The following is a 17,901-nucleotide window of genomic DNA, read 5'->3' as shown; positions in this document are numbered from 1 at the left end:
GCCTGACAGAGGGCCGGCGCTCGCCTGCGGTGATGACCCCACAGGGTCGGACAAAGGCCGGCGCCCCCGCACGGGGGTGAGCGGGGGCGCCGGGGTAACCCGCCATGTCGAGGGGGGAGGAACACGGCGGGAGCTAGCTACCGACCTCACTGTAGTACCCAGGTTCGGCGGGCCGAAACCCTTCGGGTGTTGCCAATTGTAGTCGACCGACTACAGGCCCAGTTCGCGGGCGATGAGCATGCGCTGGACCTCGCTGGTGCCCTCGCCGACCTCCAGGATCTTGGCGTCCCGGTAGAACCGCCCGACCGGGTACTCGTTCATGAAGCCGTAGCCGCCGAAGATCTGGGTGGCGTCCCGCGAGTTGTCCATGGCCGCGTTGGACGAGACCAGCTTGGCGATGGAGGACTCCCGCTTGAACGGCTCGCCGCGCAGCATCTTGTCGGCGGCGTGGTGGTAGGCCAGCCGGGCGGTGTGCACCCGGGCCTCCATGTCGGCCAGCTTGAACTGGATCGCCTGGTACGTGCCGATCTTGTGGCCGAAGGCCTCGCGCTCCTTCACGTACCGCACGCACTCGTCGACGCAGCCCTGGGCCAGGCCGACGCCGAGCGCGGCGATGGCGATCCGGCCCTCGTCGAGGATGCGCAGGAACTGGGCGTAGCCGCGACCGCGCTCGCCGAGCAGGTTGGCCGCCGGCACCCGGCAGTCGGTGAACGACAGCTCCCGGGTGTCGGAGGCGTTCCAGCCCACCTTCGAGTACTTCTTCGACACGGTGAAGCCGGGCGTGCCGGACGGCACGATGATCGATGAGATCTCCTTGCCGCCGTCGGCCTTCTGCCCGGTGACCGCCGTGACCGTGACCGCGCTGGTGATGTCGGTGCCGGAGTTGGTGATGAAGCACTTGGACCCGTTGATCACCCAGTCGTCGCCGTCGAGCTTGGCGGTGGTGCGGGTGGCGCCGGCGTCGGTGCCGCCGCCGGCCTCGGTCAGGCCGAAGCCGGCCAGCGCCTCGCCGGCGGTGAGCTTGGGCAGCCACTGCTGCTTCTGCTCCTCGGTGCCGAACCGATAGATCGGCATGGCGCCGAGCGACACGCCCGCTTCGAGCGTGACCGCGACCGACGAGTCGACCCGGGCCAGTTCCTCCAGGGCGAGGCAGAGCGCGAAGTAGTCGCCGCCCATGCCGCCGTACTCCTCGGGGAACGGCAGGCCGAACAGGCCCATCCGGCCCATCTTGGCCACGATCTCGTACGGGAACTCCTCGCGCTCGTAGAAGTCGCCGATGACCGGCGCGACCTCCTCGCGGGCGAACTCCTCGACGGTCTTGCGCAGCGCCTCGTGGTCGGGGCTGATCCTGGTGTCCATGCTCGTCACTCCTGTAGGGGTGCAACAACCGCGAGCTGCTGGCCGAGCCGAACCTGTTGGCCCGCGTGCACCGCCAGCTCCGCGACCGCGCCGTCGATGGGCGCGACGACCGTGTGTTCCATCTTCATGGCCTCGACGACCAGCAGCGGCTGGCCGGCGTTGACCCGTTCGCCGGCGGCGACCTTGAGCAGCAGCACCGTGCCGGGCATCGGGCTGGTGACCGCGCCGCCGGCCGCGCCGGCCCCGCCCTTGCGGGACTGCTGCAGCGGCTCGGTCTCCAGCAGCGGCCAGTTTCCGATCCAGGTGATCTCGCCGTCCCGGGCGTGCCGGTACGACCTGGTCACGCCGCCGCTGCGGACGTGGAGCCGGTTGCCTTCGTGCCACGCGCCGGCCGCGACCGGCTCGCCGTTGTTGATCACGACCTCGGCGTTCGACGCCCGGCCGCGCAGGCGCACCTTGGCCGGCTCGTCGCCGGGCGCGCCGATCAGCCAGGACGTCCACGCCGGCTGGCCGATCCGCCATCCGCCGGGGATGTCCCACGGGTCAACGGTTTCGCCGCGCGGCTCCAGCGCCAAGGCGCGTTCCAGGGCCGCCGCGACGAGCACGTCGTCGGGCATCGGGTTGGCGACCAGCGCCGCCAGTTTGCGTTCCACCAGGCCGGTGTCGAGCCGGCCGGCGACCACGTCCTCGTCGGCCAGCAGGGCCCGCAGGAACGGGATGTTCGTGGTGACGCCGAGGATCGTGACGTCGCCGAGCGCCGACCGGAGCTTGCGCAGCGCTTCGTCTCTTGTGGACGCGTACGCGATGTGCTTGGCCAGCATGGGGTCGTAGTCGCTGCCGACGACCGAGCCCTCGGAAACGCCGGAGTCGATGCGGATCCGGTCGCTCGGCTCCTCCAGGGCCAGCAGGGTGCCGCCGGTGGGCAGGAAGCCGTGCGCCGGGTCCTCCGCGTAGATGCGGGCCTCGACGGCGTGACCGGTGAGCCGGATGTCGTCCTGCGTCAGGGAAAGGCGCTCGCTGGCGGCGACGCGCAGCTGCTGCTCGACGAGGTCGATGCCGGTGACCAGCTCGGTCACCGGGTGCTCGACCTGGAGCCGGGTGTTCATCTCCATGAAGAAGAACTCGTCGGGCCGGTCGGCGGAGACGATGAACTCCACCGTGCCGGCGCCGGTGTAGCCGACCGCCGCGGCCGCGTCGGCGGCCGACTTCCCCATCCGCGCGCGGGTTTCCTCGTCGAGAAGCGGCGATGGGGCCTCTTCGATGATCTTCTGGTGCCGGCGCTGCAGGCTGCACTCCCGCTCGCCGAGGTGCAGCACCGTGCCGTGGGCGTCGGCCAGCACCTGGATCTCGATGTGCCGCGGGTTCTGCACGAAGCGTTCCGCCAGCAGAGTGTCGTCGCCGAAGGAGTTCAACGCTTCCCGCTTGGCCGACTCGATGGCCGCCGGGAGCTCGTCCAGCGAGTGCACCAGCCGCATGCCCTTGCCGCCGCCACCGGCGGACGGCTTGAGCAGCACCGGAAAGCCGACCTCGGCGACCGCGTGCTCGATGTCGGCGCCGAACGCGCCCGGCACCACCGGCACGCCCGCCGCGGTCACGGTCTGCTTGGCGCGGATCTTGTCGCCCATGGCGTCGATCGCCGCCGGCGGCGGGCCGACGAACACCAGCCCCGCCTCGGCGCAGGCCCGCGCGAACGCCGCATTCTCGGCCAGGAAGCCATATCCGGGGTGGACGGCCTGCGCACCCGTCTTCACAGCGGCGTCGATGATGCGCTCGATCGACAGGTAGCTCTCCCGCGCGGCTGCCGGCCCGATGCGCACGGCCACGTCGGCCTCGCGCACGTGGCGGGCGCCCGCGTCGGCGTCGCTGTGCACGGCGACGCTGCGAATCCCCATACGCCGCAACGTGGTCGCGACGCGGACCGCGATCTCGCCGCGGTTGGCGATGAGTACGGTGTCGAACATGATCACATCCTGAAGACGCCGTAGCGGACGGGAGGCAGCGGCTCGTTGGCCGCGGCGGACAACGCCAGGCCCAGCACGGTCCGGGTGTCCTTGGGGTCGATCACGCCGTCGTCCCACAGCCGGGCGGTCGAGTAGTACGGGTTGCCCTGGCTCTCGTACTGGTCCCGGATCGGCTGCTTGAACGCCTCTTCGTCCTCCTGGGGCCAGTCGTCGCCGAGCTGGTCCCGGCGGACCGTCGCGAGCACGGAGGCGGCCTGCTCGCCGCCCATCACCGAGATCCGGGCGTTCGGCCACATCCACAGGAACCGCGGCGAATAGGCCCGGCCGCACATCGAGTAGTTGCCCGCGCCGAACGAGCCGCCGATCACCACGGTGAACTTCGGCACCCGGGCGCAGGCCACCGCGGTGACCATCTTCGCGCCGTGCTTGGCGATGCCGCCGGCCTCGTACTCGCGGCCGACCATGAAGCCGGAGATGTTCTGCAGGAACACCAGCGGGATGCCGCGCTGGTCGCACAGCTCGATGAAGTGCGCGCCCTTGACCGCGGACTCGCTGAACAGGATGCCGTTGTTGGCGATGATGCCGACCGGGTGGCCGTGGATCCGGGCGAAGCCGGTGACCAGCGTGGCGCCGTACTCCGACTTGAACTCCGCGAACCGGCTGCCGTCGACGATCCGGGCGATGACCTCGCGCACGTCGTACGGGGTGCGGGTGTCGATCGGGACCACGCCGTAGAGCTGGTCGGGGTCGACGGCCGGTTCCTCGGTCGGCTCGATCTCCCACGGCCGCTGCGGGCGGGGCCCGAAGGTGGCGACGATCTGGCGCATGATGCGCAACGCGTGCGCGTCGTCCTCGGCGAGGTGGTCGGTGACGCCGGAGGTGCGGGAGTGCAGCTCGCCGCCGCCCAGCTCCTCGGCGGTGACGATCTCGCCGGTGGCCGCCTTCACCAGCGGCGGGCCGCCCAGGAAGATCGTGCCCTGGCCGCGCACGATGATCGCCTCGTCGCTCATCGCCGGCACGTACGCGCCGCCCGCGGTGCACGAGCCCAGCACGGCGGCGATCTGCGGGATGCCCTTCGCGGACATCGTGGCCTGGTTGTAGAAGATCCGGCCGAAGTGCTCGCGGTCCGGGAACACGTCGTCCTGCCGCGGCAGGAACGCGCCGCCCGAGTCCACCAGGTACAGGCAGGGAAGGTTGTTGTGCAGCGCCACTTCCTGGGCGCGCAGGTGCTTCTTGACGGTGATCGGGTAGTAGGTGCCGCCCTTGACCGTGGCGTCGTTGGCGACGATCACGCACTCGCGGCCCTCGACCCGCCCGACGCCCGTGATGATGCCGGCGGCCGGCGCCTGGTCCTCATACATGCCGTTGGCGGCCAGCGGGGACAGCTCCAGGAACGGCGAGCCCGGGTCGAGCAGGGAGTCCACCCGGTCGCGCGGCAGCAGCTTGCCGCGTTCCACATGCCGGATGCGCGCCTTCTCGGGTCCGCCCAGCGCGACCTCGGCCAGCCGGCCCCGCAGCTGCGCGACCAGCTCGGCGTGTTCCTTGGCGTTGCGCTGGTAGCCCGGATCCGCCGGATCCGCGGCGCTGGCCAGTGCCGGCGCGACCATGACGCTCCTCAGCTGTTAGCGACCGTTAACCCAGACCTCCAGGTTAACGGCCGCTAACAACTTCGTCCAGTCAGGCCCCTCAGCCGGTCACGGCGTTCAGCGCGGGCAGGTAGCCGCCGGAGTAGCCGGCCGCGTTCGGGTGGTAGGAGTTCACCACCGGCCAGGTCACGCTGTTCAGCCACCAGGTCGAGGAGCAGATGCCATGGCCGTCGAAGAGCGAGCGCACGTCGACGAACCGGAAGCCGTGCCGGCTCGCCGCCGCCGAGACGGCGGAGTCCAACGTGTCCGCGCCGCTGTTGATGTAGTTGCGCGAGGTGTCGCTCAGGCCCACGTTGCAGGAGCCGCCGAGCTGGTAGAAGTGCGGGTAACCCACCACGTAGACCGACGCGTTCGGGGCGTGGCTGCGGATCGCGTTGTAGGTGTTGTCCAGCAGGCCGGGCAGGGTGGTGTTGACGAAGTTCTTGGCGTTGTTGACCGCGGTGTTGCAGCCGGAGTCGCCACCGATGATGCAGGACTCCATCACACTGGAGAAGCCGGCGTCGTTGCCGCCGATCGTCACCGTGACCACGGTGTTGGCCGAGCTGAGCGAGGCCACCTGGCTGTTGAGGACGTCACTGGTTTTCGCGCCCGAGCAGGCGACGTTGGTGAAAGCGGACACCGAGTGCGCGGCCGCCCACAGGCTCGGGTAACCCTTGCTGCTGCGGTCGCAACTGTTGTCGTACGAGCTCTGCGCGCCGACACCGGCGGCATAGGAGTCGCCGACCGCGGCGTAGTTGACGGCAGCCGGCGCCGCGTGGGCGACGGCCGTTGTGGACAGTGCGGCCGCGACGGCGACCGCGAGGCAGGGGAGGGCACGAGACAGGCGCATGACAGGGGAGCCTCTCCGTTGAGGTGTGCCGAGACCCGATAATCGTTGCAGGAACAAGGTTTCCGCCGGAAGAGATTCGTCAAGAGTTGATGACATATTCGCCTTTTGGGTACGAAACACACCCGGTCACTCCACCGTTCGATACCGCGGTTAGCGTTCGTTAACTCGCTCGTCTACCATCGGTGGCGTGCCGTTCGCCGAGCAGACCGCGACCCCGAGCCGGCGGGAGCAGATCCTGGCCGCCGCCGCCGAGTTGTTCGCCCGGCACGGCTTCCACGGCGTCGGCATCAACGACATCGGCGCGGCCGTCGGCATCTCCGGGCCCGCCCTGTACCGGCACTTCCGCAGCAAGGACGCCGTTCTCGGCGAGATGCTGACGTCCATCAGCGAGCTCCTGCTGGCCGGCGCCCAGGCCCGCGTCCGGGTGGCCGGCGACGCCGAGGAATCGATCCGGACGCTCATCCGCTGGCAGGTCGACTTCGCGCTGGACAATCCCGCGCTGATCACCGTGCAGGAGCGGGACCTCGGCAACCTCGCCGACACCGACCGGCAGCGGGTGCGCACCCTGCAGCGCCGCTACGTCGAGGTCTGGGTCACGACGATCCGCCGCTCCCGCCCCGAAGTGGGCGAGCCAGCGGCCCGGGCCGCCGCGCACGCGCTGTTCGGGTTGATCAACTCCACCCCGCACTCCGCGCACCTCGACCGGGCGCAGATGGCGGACCTGCTCGCCGCGATGGCCTACGCGGCGGTGCACTCCCTCAGCTGAATCGCTCCACAGTGGAGGGGTTTCCCTCTCCCGGCCCGCAGTTCGGGCGCGGCCGCGAAGGCCTGGGCGAGATCGAGGGTCGAGCCGCGCCTAGACTCGGCCGGGTGGCGGACTTCGAGCAGCACCGGCAGCGCCTGTTCGCGGTCGCCTACCGGCTGCTCGGCTCGGCGGCGGAGGCGGAGGACGCGGTGCAGGACACGTACCTGCGCTGGCACGCCGCCGACCAGGCCGAGATCCGCGAGCCGGCGGCGTGGCTGACCAAGGTGCTGACCAACCTGTGCCTGACCCGGCTGACCTCGGCGCGGGCCCGCCGCGAGAGCTACGTCGGCCCGTGGCTGCCGGAGCCGCTGCTGACCTCGTACACCCCGCTGGACACGGCCGAGCTGCGCGAGTCCGTGTCGATGGCCTTCCTGCTGCTGATGGAACGGCTCACGCCGGCCGAGCGGGCGGTGTTCGTGCTGCGCGAGGCCTTCGAGTACAGCCACCGCGAGATCGCCGACGTGCTCGACCTGACCGAGGCGAACTGCCAGCAGCTCTACCGCCGGGCCAAGCAGCGGGTGGCGCAGGACCGGCCGCGGTTCGACGCCAGCGGCGAGGAGAAGCTGCGCATCACCAAGAACTTCCTGGTCGCCGCCCGCAGCGGGAACATGGCGGCACTGGAGGGCATGCTGGCCGAGGGCGTCGTCGCCTGGGCGGACGGCGGCGGCAAGACTCGGGCGGCCCGCAAGCCGATCCGCGGCCGCGAGCGGGCGACCGTCTACCTGAACTGGCTGGCCAGCAACGTCGAGGGGCTGGAGATCCGCATCGACGAGGTCAACGGCGAACCGGCGATCCTCGCGTTCGTCCACGGCGACCTGACCACCGTGATCAACCTGCAGATCGTGGACGGCCTGATCACCGACTTCCGCGCGATCGTCAATCCCGACAAGCTGGCGCACATCGCCGCGCAGGTGACGCAGCACACATAGCCGCCCTGTCAGGAATCGCGCGGCTGTCCGGTTCAAGTCCCGTCACCACGAGGGAAGGGACTTGGACATGACGAACATCGTCGTCATCGGCGCCGGCTACTCGGGTCTCGTCGCGGCCCACCGCCTCGCCCGGCGGACCGATGCGCGGGTCACCCTGGTCAACGCGGCGCCGGACTTCGTCGAGCGGGTCCGGCTGCACCAGCATGCGGCCGGCGAGAACCTGCGGGTGCGGCCGCTGGCGGAGTCGGTGCGGGGCACGGGGATCGAGCTGGTCATCGGCTGGGTGCGGGCGATCGACCCGGCCCGCAAGGAGATCGACGTCGACGGCCGCGTGATCGGCTACGACACGCTGGTGTACGCCCTCGGCAGCGTCGCCGACGACCACGGCGTCCCGGGCGTCGCGGAGAACGCCCACGCGGTGGCCGGTCACGCGGACGCGACGAGGCTCCGGGATCTGTTGCCGACCAAGGGAACCGTGACGGTCGTCGGCGCCGGCCTGACGGGCGTCGAGGTGGCGACCGAGCTGGCCGAGCAGCACCCGAACCTGCACGTCCGGGTCGTCGCCGGCCACGCGCCGGGCAGCAGCCTGTCGGCCAACGCGCGCAGGCACCTGGGCCGGGTGTTCAACCGGCTGGGCATCGAGGTCCGCACCGGCGCCCGGGTCGCCAAGGTGCTGGCGGACAGCGTCGTGCTGACCGACTGCGACGAGCTGCCGACCGACATCACGGTGTGGACAACGGGGTTCCGCGTCTCGCCGCTGGCCAAGGAGGCCGGCATCCGGACCGATCGCGACGGACGGATCGTGGTGGACGAGACGCAACGGTCGGTCTCGCACCCCGACATCTACGCGATCGGCGACAGCGCCGTGGTCCGGATCAACGGCCAGGAACTGCGGATGGCCTGCGCCACCGCCGAACCGATGGCGGAGTACACCGCCAAGGCGATCGCCGCCCGGCTCCGCAACCAGGAGCCGAAGCCGTTCGGCTACCGCTACTACCTCCAGTGCATCAGCCTCGGCCGCAAGGACGCTCTGGTGCAACTGGTCGACGCGATGGACCGTCCGAAGAAGACGGTCATCACCGGACGCGTCGGCGCGCTGATCAAGGAGGGCATCGTCCGCGGCGCCGGGTGGACGGCGCTCCGCTAGGACGCCTCCACCGACCAGCGCTCCTCGATGCGGCCGAACCGCCACACCGCGAGCGCCACCAGCCAGGTGAGCACGAACAGGCCGACGATCACGTAGCCGACCAGGTTCAGGTCGAGGGTGTCGATCCAGCCGAGCACGCCGGTGGTGACCTCGAGCTTCTCCGCCAGCAGCTGGAGCAGCTCGATGACACCGATGACCAGCGCCACCACCACGGACAGGCCGGTGACGGTGATGTTGTAGAAGACCTTGCGCACGGGCTTGGCGAAGGCCCAGCCGTAGGCGAAGTTCATGAAGCAGCCGTCGATGGAGTCGAACAGGCTCATGCCGGCGGCGAACAGCACGGGCAGCGTCAGGATGGCGTACCAGGGCAGGGCGAACGCGGCGGCGCCGCCGGCGAGGACGAGCAGCGACACCTCGGTGGCGGTGTCGAAGCCGAGGCCGAACAGAAGGCCGGTCGGGTACATCTGCCACGGCCGGCTGATGGCCTTGGTCAGGCCGCGCAGGATCCGGTTCATGAAGCCGCGCTCGTCCAGCCGGCGCTCCAGCTCGGCCTCGTCGAACTCGCCGCCGCGCATCTTGCGGAACACCTTGATGATGTGGGCCATCACGACGAGGTTGATCACGCCGATGAGCACCAGGAAGGTGCCGGAGACGAGCGTGCCCACGATGCCGGTCCAGTTGTGCAGCGGTGAGCCGTCGTCGGCGACCTCGCCGGCCAGGGCCCGGACGCCCAGCGCCAGCAGCACGCAGAGGCCGAAGACGACGCTGGAGTGGCCGAGGGAGAACCAGAAGCCGACCGACAGCGGCCGCTTGCCCTCGGACATCAGCTTCCGGGTGGTGTTGTCGATGGCGGCGATGTGGTCGGCGTCGAAGGCGTGCCGCAGGCCGAGCGTGTACGCGGTGAGCCCGAGCCCGACGCCGAAGACCTGGCCGTTGCCGATCTGGTAGTTGGCCGGCGAGATGAGGAAGATCAGCGAACCCCACCCGATCACGTGCAGGGCGAGCACGAAGGCGGCCATGCCGCCGATGCTGGCCCACTCCGACCGGCCCAGCGGTCGGGTGCGGTCGGGACGCAGGGTGTCCACCATGTCGCCGCCTCTTTCGAGCTAGGGGATGCAACAGGCAGATTGTGGTACCTGCAACCCTTTGGCGACAGCGCTGTTCAGCGGAGAATTCTCACACAGGGTGGTCCGGCGCGGCGTTACCGGACCACTGCGTCACCGTGTCATCACGGCGAGTAGCACTTGTGCGTGCTGGTGTTGAAGATCGGCGTCGTGTCGACCGTCAGGTTGGACGCCGGGTTGACGATCACCGAGCCGCTGCGGGTGAGCTTGTTCTCGCAGTCGATGATCGCCGAGTTGGTCGAGTTGCCGGCCCACATGTCGATGTGGCGCTTGCCGCTCTTCCAGTCGGAGATACAGGCGGCGCAGCTGTCCTCCATGATGAAGTACTTCTTCAGGTAGGAGTAGTAGACCCTGGTGCCGGGGGCCAGCTCCGACCGGTCGGTCGCGAACGTGACCGGGTTGCTGTACGTGCCGGTGCCGCCCGCCTGCGAGTGGATCTGCGGGTAGGCGATGTCGGCACTGCCGGGCGGGTCGTTGTCCAGCGCGCCGTAGAGCGTCACGTACATGGTGTACGTGGTGCTGTGCGGCGTCACGGCGGCCTGGGCAGGGGCGGCTCCCGCGACGAGCAAGCCGATGCCGAGCAGGGCGACCAGCAGCTTGCTTTTCATGCACACCTCCTTGGTTTCTTGACAGTTAGGAAAGTTCCCTAACACTGCCGAGGGTAGGATCGCCCGCCCCGCGGGGAGAAGCCCTGCTCGTTCACAGTTATTCGAGCCGTCACGGTTCAGATCGCGAAAATTCTTCAGATTCCCGCCCTGGCCTGGTACGTCTGTGCGCGGCCGTCCACCGACGAAGGGGTTGGGCTGATGGGCAGGAAAACGCTGGCCGCCGTGCTGGCGGTGGCGATCGCCGTGATCGTGCCGGGCATCGCGCACGCCGACACCGGGTCCTGGGTGATCCAGGGCTCCGACCACGCCCGGGCGCTGGACGAGAGCCAGGGCCTGGCCACGGTCGTCCGGCCGAACTCGAGCTTCATCCAGTACACCGGCCTGTCCACGATCCCGATCGCGGACTCCGTCAAGGGCTGGAACCACGTCGGCGACCCGGGTTCCCGGCTCGGCTACTACGTCGAGCCGTACCAGAGCGACAACAACGGCGCCAAGATGTTCCGCCTGCAGGCGCCCGACGGCACCTGGTCGGAGTACACGCACAAGCTGGAGTCCTGGGAGGCGCTGAACAACTCGTTCGCCGCCGTGTCGCCGGACGGGCAGTGGCTGGTCTCCGGCGAGTGGGGCACGATGGACCGCCTGCTGGTGTACCCGATGCCGGGCGTCCGGTTCACCACGCCGAACCAGAACCTGCCGTACGCCTTCGCGATTCGCCCGGACCACCCGATCCGGGACGTCCAGGGCTGCGACTTCACCTCGCCGACACAGCTGCTGTGCGCCTCCGACGACCCGGACGGATCGCTCTACGGCGTCACGAAGCCGTTGCTGCAGTTGGATCTGAGCGGCCCGCTCGGCGGTTCCGACGTGACGGCCCACGTGAGCGCTCTCGGTCAGCTGCCGCTGCAGAGCTCGTGCAGCGGCGCCTTTGAGGTGGAGGGCATGGACTACGACATGCGGGACGGCACGCTGCGGGTGATCGTGATGTCGCCGGGCTTCTGCGTGCTCACCGACTCGAAGACCTGGCGTTTCAAGCACTCCTGAACCCGGACGGCCGATTGGATCACCGCCGGTCCCGGTTGTGTTGCAAGATGGGCCGGTGGACCCACAGGATCCGGACCGACGACAGCGCATGGTCAGCACGGCGGGCGAGGCGCTCGCCGCCGCCCAGGCGGGCGACGACGGCGCCGCGATCAGCCTGCTGACCACCTTCGTCGACACCTCGCCCGCGGGCGACGTGGACGGCAAGGAACTGGTGCTGATGCTGTTCCGCGAGTGCAGCGAGATGGTCGCCGCGCTCGGCTCCGGCGGGGCCACCCCGGTCAAGATGCAGGTGTACGACGCCGACGGGCAGGAAGTCTCCATCGACGACGCCGACCCGCCGGTGCGCACCGCGGTCCGCACCCTGCTCGCCGAGGTGCACGGCGATCAGGAGGCGGCCCGCGCCCAGATCGACATCGCGCTGAGCACCGCCGCGCCGAGCGAGGTGGCGGCGGTGGTCATGCAGGCGCTGCGCTGGACCATCCGGCTGGCCACCGAATGCACGAACCGGGATCTTCCGGTGGCCGGCTGGATCGCGGAGGCGTTGGAGAGTGACGGAGACGGCGGCTGAGGTTCGGAAGGGGGCATTCCTCGCGTTCAACGTCAGGAAATGCGCGTTGATCACGAGCGGGGCTTGCCTCAGGCCATGTCGCGCGTCATCATGCCTGCCCGATCAGGGGCTCGATCTGCATCGCCTCGTGCAGGTCGGCGGCCAGGTCCAGAAGAACCCGGCGGGTGTCGGCGACCTCCGACCGGAGCGCGTCGATCTGGTCCCACCCGCGCTCGTGCACGACCACGCTGTCGCCGGGCAGCCGGCTCGCCTCCCACTCGGCCAGGGCGGGATGCCACTTGGTGAGCAGCGGCCGCAGCACGGTGTTCACCATCTCCACGGCGATGCCGGCGAAGGTGATGCTGCCGGCCCGGCCGCGGGGCGCGAGCTCGGGGCCGTACTTGCGCAGGATGTCCCGGGTGCAGGCGAACAGCGAGTAAATGCTGTTCAGTTCCTCGCGCACGATTCCGGCGCCCGGTTTTTGTTCCACGGTCGTAATCCTCGTGGCGAGCTCGACATACAGCTCCCACGCGGCCTCTCGTTCTATCGGTGATGGCGTCCACACGCCACTCACCCGGCTTCGCTGACTCACGGAGAAGCTCCTCCACTCAATGGCCCCGGCGCGGCCGATCGATAACCGTCCGATTCCCGTTGCTCGGGAATGGGCGTGACCGGGCCGATCCGGGGCGGAGAGGACGGACTGGGCAGATTGTTGATCTCGTCGTTGCGGGCGCGTTCCCTGATCCGCTCGATCTCCGCGAGGTAGCGGCGACGGCGCTCGGCGTCGCTGCCGCCGAGCTGTTCGGGGTCGTCGACGAGCTTGCGGACCAGGGTGTAGACGCTGGACTCGTGCAGCCGGTACTTGCCGTAGTTCTCCTCGGCCTTGAACGTCCTGTGCAGGCCGAACACCACCGCGCCGAACACCGACAGCGCCTGCACGAGCAGCCGCGAGCCGTTGCCGTCGGTGACGTAGGGGATCAGGAACGGCAGCGACAGCGAGATCAGCACGGTCCAGCCGACGGCGTAGAAGTGGGCCGCCCCGTACAGCCAGGCGCGGCGCTGCCAGACCCGCAGCACCGGCACGGTCCGCCGGTAGTGGGCCGCGGCCCAGTCGCGCAGTTCCGGGCCGATCAGGTCGGCCTCCGCGAACGGTCCGTCCGCACCGCCGCCCGCGGTTGGGACCGAAAATTTCGGCCTCATGTAGGCGACAATCGCGACCGCACTGGATATGGCCAGAACGGTCACGCCACAAAGCCCGACAACCCACGGGTCTATCACCACACACCCATCCCTGACGGTGTCAAGTGCGGGAGCGTAGCCCAGTGCAAGTGCGATGCCCATAGTCACGGAACGGAGCCGAATCCCGTTTTAGCGGGAAAGTCGACATACAGTGATCCGCTCCCGGCGAACGGTGGAGGACTGCCGACAGCCGGTTCACGACCGAACGTGACGACGCTTCATGATCCGTCACGTGGAGTAGCGCTACGGCGTGAATTATGGCAAGCAGGTGGCTTGCGATTCACCCGTCCGTCAGGCTCGACACTGTCCCCCATCGGAGTTAACCGCGGAGGAGGTCGGGGCTGATGGCCTGGGATGTGTTCCTCAGCTACTGCCGGTCGGACACCACGCCGGCCGAGGCGCTGGCGGCGGAGCTGCGCGCCCGGGGGCTGCGGGTGTTCCAGGACGAGGTCGGCGTGCACCGGTTCGACTCGGTGTCCCGGACGATCATGGCCGAGCTGGGCCGGTCCCGACTGCTGCTCGCCTACTACTCGCACGCCTACCCGACGCGCCGCGCGTGCCAGCAGGAGCTCATCACGGCTTTCCTTGCCGGGCAACGGGAAGGCGACCCGCTGCGCCGGGTGCTGGTGGTCAACCCGGAGCGCGGCACCGCCCACATCGAGCCGATCGAGCTGCGCGACGCGCGGTTCTGGAGCCCGTCCGCCGAGCTGCGCCACCTCACCGAGGCAGTCACGCGCAAGGTCGACGAACTGCCGACGACCATCGGCGGCGTCGACCACGGTCGTGCCCCGCTGTGGCTGCCGGCCCCGGCACACCGGCCGCCGCCCCGGTTCGTCGGCCGCACCGCGGAGTTGTGGCGGCTGCATTCGGCGCTGCACCCGCAGTCCGCGACGCTGACCGAGGGCGGCGGCGAGCCCGTCGCCGTCGTGCACGGCGTCGGCGGCATCGGCACCTCGTCGCTGGTCGCCGAGTACGCACGGCAGTTCGGCGCGACCTTCCCCGGCGGCGTTTTCTGGTTGTGCGCCGCCGATCCCTGGCAGGAGCAGCTCACGGCGATCGCCGAGGCTTTAGGGGCCACGGGCAATGGTCACGCCGCCGATCGGGTGGCGCTGGCGTTGGACGCGCGCAGGGAACCCAGCCTCTGGGTCGTCGACGGCGTGCCGGCGGGGCTCGACCTGGATCACGTCCGCCGGCTGCTGTCGCCGCATCCCACCGCCGCCAGCGTCCTGACGACCACCGACGGCAGCTACGCCGAGCTCGGCACCGGCGTCCCCGTGCCGGAACTGCCTGCGGCGCAAGCGATCAGGCTCGTGCTGAACCAGGTCGAGGCGCTGGCGCCGGGCGACCGCGAGTCGGCGCACAAGCTCGTGGACGCCGTCGGCGGGCATCCCGGCGCGCTGCTGGACCTCGCCGGCTCGGCCCGGTCGGCGGGGCTGGACTCGGTACGGCGGCGGCTGTTCTCCCGGGACTGGCCGGTGCTGGAGTCGACCGCGAAGCGGCTGCTGGCCGAGGTGGACGCGGCCGGTGACGCCGGCCTGGACGTGCTGCGCGCGGTGACGGCGTTCGCGCCAGATCCGATGCCGTTACCCGTTCTGGATGGTCTTGGCCCGGTCGGTCTGGCGGTCGACCGGCTGGCCAGGCAGTCTGTGGTGCGGCTGGTCGGCGGAGGCGCGTTGGAGGTACCGGCGGTGGTCGCACACGTGATCCGGCACAGCGATCCCGATCCGGCGCGGCACGAGCAGATCAGCGCCGCCGCGCTGGCGGCCCGCCGCGTGCGGGACGACTTCGCGGTGGACGAGCGGGAGCGCGCGGCGGCGTTCCGGGTCCAGGTCGAGCTGGCGCACCGGGTTCCCGTGCGGCCCTTGGGCGGCGGCGGCCTGCGGGAGGCGATCTCCTCGCTGCACAGCATCTTCTCGTTCACCCGGGAGCAACTCCGGGAGTGCGGCCCGGATTCCTCGCAACGGTTCGGCGAGGTCGCGGAGCGGCTGATGGAGGAGGTGCTGCGCCCCTTCCTGTCGGAATGGCATCCGGCACTTCGCCGCTACGAGGACCGCACGCAGTTCGACGACACGGCGTGGGATCCGACCGCCGAACTGCGCAACGCCCTCGACGCGCTCAGGGAACCGCTGCTGGCCGTGATCCGGGACCTCAGCCGGATCAGCGGGAACCCACACGGGACTCGCTACCTGTGAACAACTCCCGAACCAGCCGGGCGATCTGCTCGGTCTCGATGAGGAACGCGTCGTGCCCGTACGGCGAGTCGATCACCCGCACCTCGCCCGCTCCAGGGATGCCCGCGGCGAGCTCTCGCTGCTGCGCCAACGGATAGAGCCGGTCCGTGGTCACCCCGCCGACAACCGTCCGGGCCGTCACGCGACTCAGCGCGGCAGCCACACCGCCACGCCCGCGGCCGACGTCGTGCGAGTTCATCGCCTCGGCCAGCACGACGTAGCTGCCGGCATCGAACCGCCGCACCAGCTTGTCGGCGTGATGGTCCAAATAGGACTCCACCGCGAACCGCCCGTCACCCTGCGGCTTGCGCCCGAAGCGACCCGACAGCTCGGCCTCACTCCGGTACGTGACGTGCGCGATCCGCCGCGCCACGCCGAGCCCCCGATGTGGCCCCTCCCCCAACCCGTAGTAATCACCGCCATGCCAGCCCGGATCGGACCGGATGGCCTGCAGCTGCGGATACGTCCACGCGATCTGGTCGGCCGTCGATCGCGCCGGACAGGCCAGCAGCAGCAACGACTCCACCCGATCCGGCACGGAGACGGCCCACTCCAGGGCCCGCATCCCGCCCATCGAGCCACCGACCACCGCGGCCCACCGGTCGATGCCCAACGCGTCGGCCAGCGCCACCTCGGCGGCGACCTGATCCCGTACGGTCAGAGCGGGAAACCGGCTCCCCCAATGCCTTCCGTCAGGCGCGATGGACGACGGGCCGGTGCTCCCCTGGCAGCCGCCCAACACGTTCGGGGCCACCACGAAGTACCGCCCCGGATCGATGACTCCGGGCTGGACAAGGGAATCCCACCAGCCGGCGGTCGGATGTCCCGGCCCGGCGGGACCGGCGACATGGCTGTCGCCGGTCAGCGCGTGCAGCACGAGGACGGCGTTGGACCGGTCCGGGGCAGGAGTCCCCCACGTCTCATAGGCGAGTTGGACGGCGGGCAGCTCGCCTCCGCGCTCCAGCGGCAGGGGGCGGTCCAGTCGCACCCACTGCCGCCGGCCGGGCGGATCGGCCTCCCGCCACGCGCCGGTGGCGGGAGGCGGGGCATCCATCAGAGTGCCGCCTTCGCGGCCCGGAACCCGGCTTCGAGGTCGGCCTTGAGGTCCTCGATTCCCTCCAGACCGACCGACAGCCGCACCAGGCCGGGCGTCACGCCGGCGATCCGCTGCTCCTCCTCGGTCAGCTGGGAGTGGGTGGTGCTGGCCGGGTGCACGATCAGGCTGCGCACGTCGCCGATGTTGGCCAGCTGGCTGAACAGCTCCGTGCCGTCGACGAACGCCCGGCCGGCGTCGGCGCCGCCGCGCAGCTCCAGGGACACGATCGCCCCCGCGCCGGCCGGCAGGTACTTCCGCGCCGCCTGGTACCACGGGCTCGACGGCAGGCCGGCGTAGTGCACGGTCTCCACCTCGTCGCGCTGTTCCAGCCACTCCGCCAGCGCCTTGGCGTTGGCCACGTGCCGCTCGATGCGCAGCGACAGCGTCTCGATGCCCTGCAGGATGAGGAAGCTGTTCTGCGGGGCGATCGCCGCGCCGGTGTCCCGCAGCAGCTGCACACGCAGCTTCGCCGCGAACGCGCCGTGGCCGAGCGCCGGCCAGTAGCGAAGGCCGTGATAACTCGGGTCCGGCTCGTTGTAATCGGGGAAACGATCCGCGTGCGCCCCGAAGTCGAACTTCCCGCCGTCCACGACCACGCCGGCGATCGCCGTGCCGTGTCCGCCGAGGAACTTGGTCGCCGAGTGCACGACGATGTCCGCACCGTGCTCCAGCGGCCGGAGCAGGTACGGCGTCGTCACCGTGCTGTCGATGACCAGCGGCACGCCGACCTCGTGCGCGACCGCGGCGACCGCCTCGATGTCGAGCACGTTGCTGCGCGGGTTGCCCAGCGTCTCGGCGAAGAACAGCTTGGTGTTGGGTCGGACGGCCGCCCGCCACTCGTCCAGGTTGTCGGGGTCCTCGACGAAGCTGACCTCGATGCCCAGCTTGGGCAGCGTGTAGTGGAAGAGGTTGTAGGTGCCGCCGTACAGCGACGCGCTGGACACGAAGTGGTCGCCGGAGCTGGCCAGGTTCAGGATCGCGGCCGTCTCCGCCGCCTGCCCGGAGGCGAACGCGACCGCCGCGACGCCGCCCTCCAGGGCGGCGATCCGCTGCTCCAGCACGTCCTGGGTGGGGTTGTTGATGCGGGTGTAAATGTTGCCGGCCTCGGCCAGGCTGAACAGGGCGGCCGCGTGGGCCGTGTCCCGGAAGACGTAGGAAGTGGTCTGGTAGATGGGTGTGGCTCGGGCGCCGGTGGCGGGGTCGGGCGCGGCGCCGGCGTGGATCTGACGGGTCTCGAACGACCAGGACGAAGGCATGGGTGTACTCCGGGCTGAGTGAGGTGAAAAAGGCGTGAGGTGAGGGGAGATCAGCCGAGCGTGCGACACGCCATGCTGGTGAC

General features: G+C 70.1%; 16 protein-coding genes. 6 read left to right on the top strand and 10 right to left on the bottom strand.

Translation table 11 applies throughout. The annotated features are described in order from the left end of the window. Window positions 1-210 precede the first annotated feature (210 nt). The 4 genes from BJ998_RS24255 to BJ998_RS24240 form a co-directional block, all read right to left on the bottom strand. A complete protein-coding gene (locus BJ998_RS24255; protein WP_184865123.1) occupies window positions 211-1,359 on the bottom strand; it encodes an acyl-CoA dehydrogenase family protein in 1,149 nt (382 codons plus the stop codon). 5 nt (window positions 1,360-1,364) lie between these two features. Continuing rightward, complete coding sequence (locus BJ998_RS24250; protein WP_184865121.1) at window positions 1,365-3,320, bottom strand: ATP-binding protein; 1,956 nt, start codon at window positions 3,318-3,320, stop codon at window positions 1,365-1,367. Between the two features lie 2 nt (window positions 3,321-3,322). Next, on the bottom strand, window positions 3,323-4,927 hold the full coding sequence (locus BJ998_RS24245; protein WP_184865119.1) for a carboxyl transferase domain-containing protein: 1,605 nt from the start codon (window positions 4,925-4,927) through the stop codon (window positions 3,323-3,325). A 79-nt stretch (window positions 4,928-5,006) separates the two neighbouring features. Continuing rightward, window positions 5,007-5,795, bottom strand: a complete 789-nt coding sequence (locus BJ998_RS24240; protein ID WP_184865117.1) for an SGNH/GDSL hydrolase family protein — start codon at window positions 5,793-5,795, stop codon at window positions 5,007-5,009. A gap of 187 nt (window positions 5,796-5,982) precedes the next feature. Here BJ998_RS24240 and BJ998_RS24235 point away from each other — a divergent pair, with 187 nt between their 5' ends. The 3 genes from BJ998_RS24235 to BJ998_RS24225 all read left to right on the top strand — a co-directional run bounded on the left by BJ998_RS24235 (window position 5,983) and on the right by BJ998_RS24225 (window position 8,676). Continuing rightward, the gene (locus BJ998_RS24235) at window positions 5,983-6,561 is read left to right on the top strand and encodes an SACE_7040 family transcriptional regulator (protein ID WP_184865115.1); all 579 of its coding nucleotides are present in this window, start codon (window positions 5,983-5,985) and stop codon (window positions 6,559-6,561) included. Window positions 6,562-6,665: 104 nt separating this feature from the next. Next, window positions 6,666-7,529, top strand: a complete 864-nt coding sequence (locus BJ998_RS24230) for an RNA polymerase sigma-70 factor (RefSeq protein WP_312890308.1) — start codon at window positions 6,666-6,668, stop codon at window positions 7,527-7,529. 67 nt (window positions 7,530-7,596) lie between these two features. Next, window positions 7,597-8,676 carry an NAD(P)/FAD-dependent oxidoreductase gene (locus BJ998_RS24225; protein ID WP_184865113.1) on the top strand — a complete coding sequence of 360 codons (1,080 nt, stop codon included), beginning with the start codon at window positions 7,597-7,599 and terminating at the stop codon, window positions 8,674-8,676. Here BJ998_RS24225 and nicT read toward each other — a convergent pair. Then, a complete protein-coding gene (gene nicT, locus BJ998_RS24220; protein WP_184865111.1) occupies window positions 8,673-9,764 on the bottom strand; it encodes a Nickel transporter NicT in 1,092 nt (363 codons plus the stop codon). The two genes, BJ998_RS24225 and nicT, sit on opposite strands and share 4 nt — an antisense overlap. 140 nt (window positions 9,765-9,904) lie before the next feature. Continuing rightward, a complete protein-coding gene (locus BJ998_RS24215; RefSeq protein ID WP_184865110.1) occupies window positions 9,905-10,408 on the bottom strand; it encodes a hypothetical protein in 504 nt (167 codons plus the stop codon). 198 nt (window positions 10,409-10,606) lie between these two features. Here BJ998_RS24215 and BJ998_RS24210 point away from each other — a divergent pair, with 198 nt between their 5' ends. Next, complete coding sequence (locus tag BJ998_RS24210) at window positions 10,607-11,449, top strand: hypothetical protein (protein ID WP_184865108.1); 843 nt, start codon at window positions 10,607-10,609, stop codon at window positions 11,447-11,449. Between the two features lie 88 nt (window positions 11,450-11,537). Continuing rightward, window positions 11,538-12,017: a hypothetical protein gene (locus BJ998_RS24205; protein ID WP_184865106.1), complete on the top strand. Its 480-nt coding sequence runs from the start codon at window positions 11,538-11,540 to the stop codon at window positions 12,015-12,017. 88 nt (window positions 12,018-12,105) lie between these two features. On the opposite strand, the gene BJ998_RS24200 is transcribed toward BJ998_RS24205, so the two are convergent. Then, entirely contained in the window at window positions 12,106-12,486 is a 381-nt protein-coding gene (locus BJ998_RS24200; protein ID WP_184865104.1) for a hypothetical protein, read from the bottom strand. A gap of 98 nt (window positions 12,487-12,584) precedes the next feature. Then, window positions 12,585-13,196, bottom strand: coding sequence for a hypothetical protein (locus tag BJ998_RS24195; RefSeq protein WP_184865102.1), 612 nt, complete (start codon window positions 13,194-13,196; stop codon window positions 12,585-12,587). A 383-nt stretch (window positions 13,197-13,579) separates the two neighbouring features. Here BJ998_RS24195 and BJ998_RS24190 point away from each other — a divergent pair, with 383 nt between their 5' ends. Beyond that, window positions 13,580-15,427: a TIR domain-containing protein gene (locus tag BJ998_RS24190; protein WP_184865100.1), complete on the top strand. Its 1,848-nt coding sequence runs from the start codon at window positions 13,580-13,582 to the stop codon at window positions 15,425-15,427. Here the strand turns inward: BJ998_RS24190 and metX are convergent. Together metX and BJ998_RS24180 are read right to left on the bottom strand one after the other, a co-directional pair. Beyond that, window positions 15,393-16,520 (bottom strand): homoserine O-acetyltransferase MetX, encoded by a 1,128-nt coding sequence (metX, locus tag BJ998_RS24185; RefSeq protein WP_184865098.1) that lies wholly within the window; start codon window positions 16,518-16,520, stop codon window positions 15,393-15,395. The genes BJ998_RS24190 and metX overlap by 35 nt on opposite strands. Further along, window positions 16,520-17,818 (bottom strand): bifunctional o-acetylhomoserine/o-acetylserine sulfhydrylase, encoded by a 1,299-nt coding sequence (locus BJ998_RS24180; RefSeq protein WP_184865096.1) that lies wholly within the window; start codon window positions 17,816-17,818, stop codon window positions 16,520-16,522. Before BJ998_RS24180 ends, metX begins: the two co-directional genes overlap by 1 nt. Between the last annotated feature and the right edge of the window lie 83 nt (window positions 17,819-17,901).

Source organism: Kutzneria kofuensis (assembly GCF_014203355.1).
In the GTDB taxonomy this organism is placed as follows: Bacteria; Actinomycetota; Actinomycetes; order Mycobacteriales; family Pseudonocardiaceae; genus Kutzneria; species Kutzneria kofuensis.
This window is presented reverse-complemented; position numbering and strand designations above follow the sequence as displayed.